The organism is Hymenobacter terricola (assembly GCF_017921975.2).
In the GTDB taxonomy this organism is placed as follows: Bacteria; Bacteroidota; Bacteroidia; order Cytophagales; family Hymenobacteraceae; genus Hymenobacter; species Hymenobacter terricola.
In genome coordinates this window covers 1-5,069 of record NZ_JAGEMO020000032.1, presented here as the reverse complement: position 1 = coordinate 5,069, position 5,069 = coordinate 1, and the positions used below count along the sequence as shown (strand labels likewise).

Here is a 5,069-nt window from a genome sequence, read left to right as displayed (position 1 = left end):
ACGCAGGGCAAGGTTTGGCATGGAAGCAAAGTTTGGCGCTAAATTGAGGACTTTTTCCTGGCCCAATTAAATTGGAGGGGGTTGCAAGAACGTTTATTCAGCCTGTCATGTCGGGCGCCGCCGAGACATCTCGCGTGCCGTAGTAACTCGACTGATTGAATGCTGCCCCGAGCGAGAGGTCTCGGCGGCGCCCGACACGACGTTCTTTTGACCATATTAGCCCGGTAGCTGCCCACTTTTCCATATGCTTCAATACGTTACCCTGCTTTCTCTGATACTGGCCTTCCTGCTGCTGCTAGGCGTCATTTTCACTCTGCAGCGCGTGGCCAAAACCCGGCCCGATGGCGGAGTGGTGGGCGAAAACGGCTTCACGCTGCAAGGCTATTCCTATGCCCTGATTTTGCTGGCCGTCATCTCGGGCGTGGGCATTTGCTATGTGCTGGCGCGCGATTCACCCTGGGCCGGCCACCTTATGGAGTGGATGAACATTGTGGTGCGCCTCATGCACATCACCTTCGGCATCGCCTGGATTGGGGCCTCGTTCTACTTCGTGTTCCTCGAAAACGCCCTCAACCGCACCGACAACGTGCGCGACGAGCTGGCCGGCAACCTCTGGGCCGTGCACGGCGGCGGCTTTTACTATCTGGAGAAATACAAGCTGGCCCCCAGAGAAATCCCCAAAAGCCTGCACTGGTTCAAGTACGAGGCCTATTTCACCTGGCTTTCGGGCTTCAGCCTGCTGTTCGTGGTGTATTATTTCAACGCCAGCTCCATGCTGATTGACCCGCGGGTGCTGGACATTTCGCCGCTGGCGGGCGTGGGCATTGGCGTGGGCTCGTTCGTGGTGGGCTGGCTGGTGTATGATGCGCTGTGCAAAAGCTGGCTGGCCACCAAGGGCATCTGGTTTGCGGTGGTGGGCTTTCTGATTGCGGTGGGGTTTGCCTACTTCTACGCGCAGGTGTTCAGCAGCCGGGCGGCATATATTCACTTCGGGGCCATGCTGGGTACCATCATGGTAGCCAACGTTTTCTTCATCATCATCCCGGCCCAAAAGGCCATGGTGAAAGCCGCTACCGAAGGCACGCCGCTCAACCCCGCGCTGGGCAAAAACGCGGGCTGGCGCTCGCTGCACAACAACTACTTCACGCTGCCCGTCCTGTTTGTGATGGTCAGCAACCACTTTCCCAGCACCTTCGGGCACTCGTTTCCGTGGGCCATTCTGGCGGCCATCACGCTGGGCACGGCTGGCGTGAAGCACTGGCTGAACCTGCGCGAAAAGCACCAGTCCGGCACCAACGTGTGGGTGTTGCCGGCCTCGGCCGCGCTGCTGCTGGGCGTGGTGTTCGTGACGGCGCCGCCGGCCGAAAACAAGGCCACTGCCGCCATCTGCACCCAGCAGGTGAGCATGAGCCAGGTGAACATGATTGTGCAGAAGCGCTGCATTCAGTGCCACTCCGCGCACCCGACCGACGACGTATTCAAATCGCCGCCCAATGGCGTGGTGTACGATACGCCGGAAGATATTATTCGCCTGAAAGACAAAATTATGCAGCGGGTGGTGGTCACCAAAACGATGCCGCAGAACAACAAAACGATGATTACCCAGGAGGAGCGCGACCTCATCAAATGCTGGATTGACCAGGGCGCGCTGAACCAGTAACCCCGCGCTATGCCCGCTTTCCCCCGCGACCTGCCCGTTTGGACCCTGGCGGCGGCCAGCCTGCGGGCGGGCACGCCCGTGGCACTGCTGTGCGTGCTGCGCAGCGAGGGCAGCAGCCCTGGCCGGCAGGGCTTCAAAATGGCCGTAACGGCTGCCGAAATCGCCGGCTCCATCGGCGGGGGCATCATGGAGCACAAGTTCGTGGAGCTGGCCCGGCAGCGCCTGCGCGAGGGCGACACCACCCCGCTGCTGCGGCCCCAGATTCATCGGCGCGAGGCCCCGGCCGACCGCTCCGGCATGATGTGCTCGGGGGAGCAGGATGTTCTGCTCTGGCCGCTGATGGCAAGCAATTTGGCCAACGTAATGGCTATTGAAAAAGCCCTGCAAACCGGCGCCGGCCACTATCTGGCCCTAAGCGCCGAAACCGGACTGCAGGTTATTTCCGCCGAAACGCCGGCTTCCTGGGCCGTTGCCACTCCCTTTTATGTTTACCAGCCCGGCCCAACGTGGCAGTACCGCGAGCGGCTGGGATTCCGCGACCACCTCACCATTGTAGGTGGCGGCCACGTCAGTCTGGCCCTATCGAAAGTGGCCGCCCAGCTTAATTTCGAGTTGACGGTACTCGATGACCGCCCCGATTTGCCCACCCTGGCTGCCAACGACGCGGCCCACCATCGGCGCGTTATCAGCTACGAAAATGTGGCCGCCGAAATCCCCATCGGGCCGCACGAATATGTGGTGGTGATGACCGTGGGCTACCGCACCGATGCCGTGGTGCTGCGCCATTTGCTAGGCCTTTCCTACCGCTACCTCGGCGTGATGGGCAGCACCGTGAAAGTGGCCGAGCTGCGCCGGGGACTGGCCGAAGAAGGCTTTTCGGCTGAAGCCATTGCCCGGCTGCGCGGCCCCATCGGGCTGCCCATCAACAGCCAGACGCCCGAAGAAATTGCCATCAGTATTGCCGCTGAGCTGATTCAGGTTCGGCACGGGTAATTTAGGGAAAAGGGAAAATGGAAGGTGGGAAGAAGGGGAAAGTGGGGAAATGAAGGCTATGGAAAACGGGAGGTGGAAAGAGGCCCAAACCACATCCCTCTTCCCATCTTACGCTCTTCCCTACCGGTCCGAATCGCTGGCGTCGGAGTGTTGAATGTTGCCGTTGGCAAATTCCTCGGTGAAGACGCGGTAGCGGTCGAGAATGGAGCGCACGGAGCGGCGCAGCACGATTTCGCCCATCGGGCCGTCGGGCACGGTCACGCCGGAGGCGTAGCCGTTCCAGACGGCGCGGTTGGTTTTCACGTCGATGAGGGTGACGAGCAGCGTGCCTTCGGCCAGCAGCAGGCGGATGGGCTGGTAGCCCTGGCGCTCTTCCTTGGGGGTTTCGTCGTCTTCCTCAATGTTGCGTTTTATCCACTGGCTGAGGTCTTCCTGCTGGAAACCGTGGAAATTCATGTCGCCCTGGTACACCCGGAAATTCACCAGCATGTCGGGCCGGCGGCGGGCCAGCTTGTAGCCCTGGGCCAGCAGGCGCTGCTGAATGGCCTCGCGCACGGACTGCCCCAGGTGGCTGCTATCGGAAGTCAGGCCAGTGCCGGACACAAAATCGTAGGTGCGGTAGTGGCGAAAGTTGCCACGGTAGCTATAGTCCGAATCCACACGGGCTTCCCGCATGGTCATGCAGCCGGCGAGCGCAGCAATGAGGCAAAAAACGCATAAACGGGTAATTGTGCGGGTCATCACTGTGGAAATTTAGAAGTAAAAAGACATTCAAGCTACGAGAATTTGCGTGTAGAGGGTCTGACTACCAACCAGAAAAGTTTTCCGGCTCACGCTATCGCGGGCGGGCAGGCAGGCTATCAATAGTTGCGGCCGGCGGCAACCGGCGCGAGAACGTAGCCACTAGCCCAGATGCGGAAGCCGGAGAAAACAGGGTGTACTGAGTTGCACAGCAGGCATCTGCTGTGATGGCAATGCCCGCAGTAGCCATAATCCGATTCGAAGACGGCCTCCCGCAAGGCAACAAGGCCCTGCAAGCCCGCACTACTGCTGAGGGCCAATAGCATGCGTAATACTTTAGTCATGGAATGGCCGGACGGGTATGGGCTGACTAAGATACGTACCCTCACCGGAAATTCAAACCCTGCCGGTAGCCAACGGCCGGCAGCGCAGACCATTCGGCGTAGCGCCCGACCCTGGCCGGCAGCTCTTCGTGCGCGCCGATGTTCGACGAATTGGCGGTTTCCAATCACCAGGATGCGGTTGGCCATGTGCACGGTGCTGACGCGGTGGCTGCTGAGCACGGCCGGTTTCCCTTTTGTTAATTCGGTAAAGCGCTGACATACTTCGGGCCCGGCGCGGCAATCAAGGGCGGCGGTGGGCTTGGCGGGGATGAGCAGCTGGGCGGCGCGCATGTGGGCAGGCCCGGTCGAATTTTGGGTTAGCCTGGGCAAATAGCCGAGGGGTTGATGTGCTCCTTGCTCCTGGTTAATACCGGGTGCCTGGCTTTGCCTTTGGCACCGCCGCCGCTAAAGCTGATGGTCCAGACACTGTCAAAATCGTCGTCAGGCCATCCCAGAACGTCTTTTAGGCCCAGCTTTTCGGCAATTTTGATAATATTGACGTGTTCCCATACTACCAGCACCGCGCCTCTGCGGTGCCGCAGCTTTTTGGTGAGGCCCTTTATATTATCGACGGCGAAGTCGCTGTTGATGGTGAGGTTGTGCTGCACCGCGTAGGGCATGACGGTTTGCAGCATTCGGATACTGGTCGTGTCCTTGCCATCGGTGCCGATGAGCGGCACGAAGGTGTAGTCGGGTGGCGCGGGCAGCAGCTGGTTGAGCACCGCGGGCAAGGCCAGCGCCCGGTTGAGGCCGGCACAGGAAAGGTTATCGCCAGAAGCTGGTTTTTCACCGTGCCGGATGATGATTATCCGGAGCACGGGGCTCTTCGGGGCTGCCGGCATCTTCGGAGCAAGCGGACTGAGCATGAAGAGCAAATAGAGCCGGGCCCTATCGGAATCAGTAAATTCTGGCATTATGGGGTAAGAAAAAATGACCGGTCCGGCTGGCCGGCAGCGGGAGAAGCTCGCTTGCCGCAAGGTAGCGGGTGGCCCCCGTCGCCAGCCGGCTTCCTACCGATACCCGGCCGCCTGTAGCGCAAACAATTCGGCGTAGCGCCCGCCGTTGGCCAGCAGCTTTTCGTGCGAGCCGATTTCCACGAACTGGCCGTTTTCGATGACCAAAATGCGGTCGGCCATGCGCACGGTGCTGAAGCGGTGGCTGATGAGCACGGCGGTTTTGCCCTGCGTCAGCTCCTTGAACCGCTCGAAGACTTCGAACTCGGCGCGGGCATCCAGGGCGGCCGTGGGCTCGTCGAGGATGAGCAGCTGGGCGTCGCGCATGTAGGCCCGGCC

General features: G+C 60.5%; 5 protein-coding genes and 1 pseudogene. 2 read left to right on the top strand and 4 right to left on the bottom strand.

All coding sequences use genetic code 11. From position 1 onward, the window contains the following. Positions 1–244 precede the first annotated feature (244 nt). Together J4G38_RS18510 and J4G38_RS18505 are read left to right on the top strand one after the other, a co-directional pair. On the top strand, positions 245–1,660 hold the full coding sequence (locus tag J4G38_RS18510) for a urate hydroxylase PuuD (RefSeq protein ID WP_210519849.1): 1,416 nt from the start codon (positions 245–247) through the stop codon (positions 1,658–1,660). Positions 1,661–1,669: 9 nt separating this feature from the next. Continuing rightward, on the top strand, positions 1,670–2,653 hold the full coding sequence (locus J4G38_RS18505; protein ID WP_210519850.1) for an XdhC family protein: 984 nt from the start codon (positions 1,670–1,672) through the stop codon (positions 2,651–2,653). A gap of 120 nt (positions 2,654–2,773) precedes the next feature. On the opposite strand, the gene J4G38_RS18500 is transcribed toward J4G38_RS18505, so the two are convergent. From J4G38_RS18500 to J4G38_RS18485, 4 genes and pseudogenes are all read right to left on the bottom strand, one after another. Beyond that, complete coding sequence (locus tag J4G38_RS18500) at positions 2,774–3,328, bottom strand: DUF4136 domain-containing protein (protein WP_210519852.1); 555 nt, start codon at positions 3,326–3,328, stop codon at positions 2,774–2,776. A 185-nt stretch (positions 3,329–3,513) separates the two neighbouring features. Next, positions 3,514–4,068, bottom strand: a complete 555-nt coding sequence (locus J4G38_RS18495) for an ABC transporter ATP-binding protein (RefSeq protein ID WP_210519854.1) — start codon at positions 4,066–4,068, stop codon at positions 3,514–3,516. Positions 4,069–4,094: 26 nt separating this feature from the next. After that, on the bottom strand, positions 4,095–4,643 hold the full coding sequence (locus J4G38_RS18490; protein WP_210519856.1) for a histidine phosphatase family protein: 549 nt from the start codon (positions 4,641–4,643) through the stop codon (positions 4,095–4,097). A gap of 144 nt (positions 4,644–4,787) precedes the next feature. Continuing rightward, positions 4,788–5,069: pseudogene (locus tag J4G38_RS18485) on the bottom strand (ABC transporter ATP-binding protein); the annotation flags it as partial.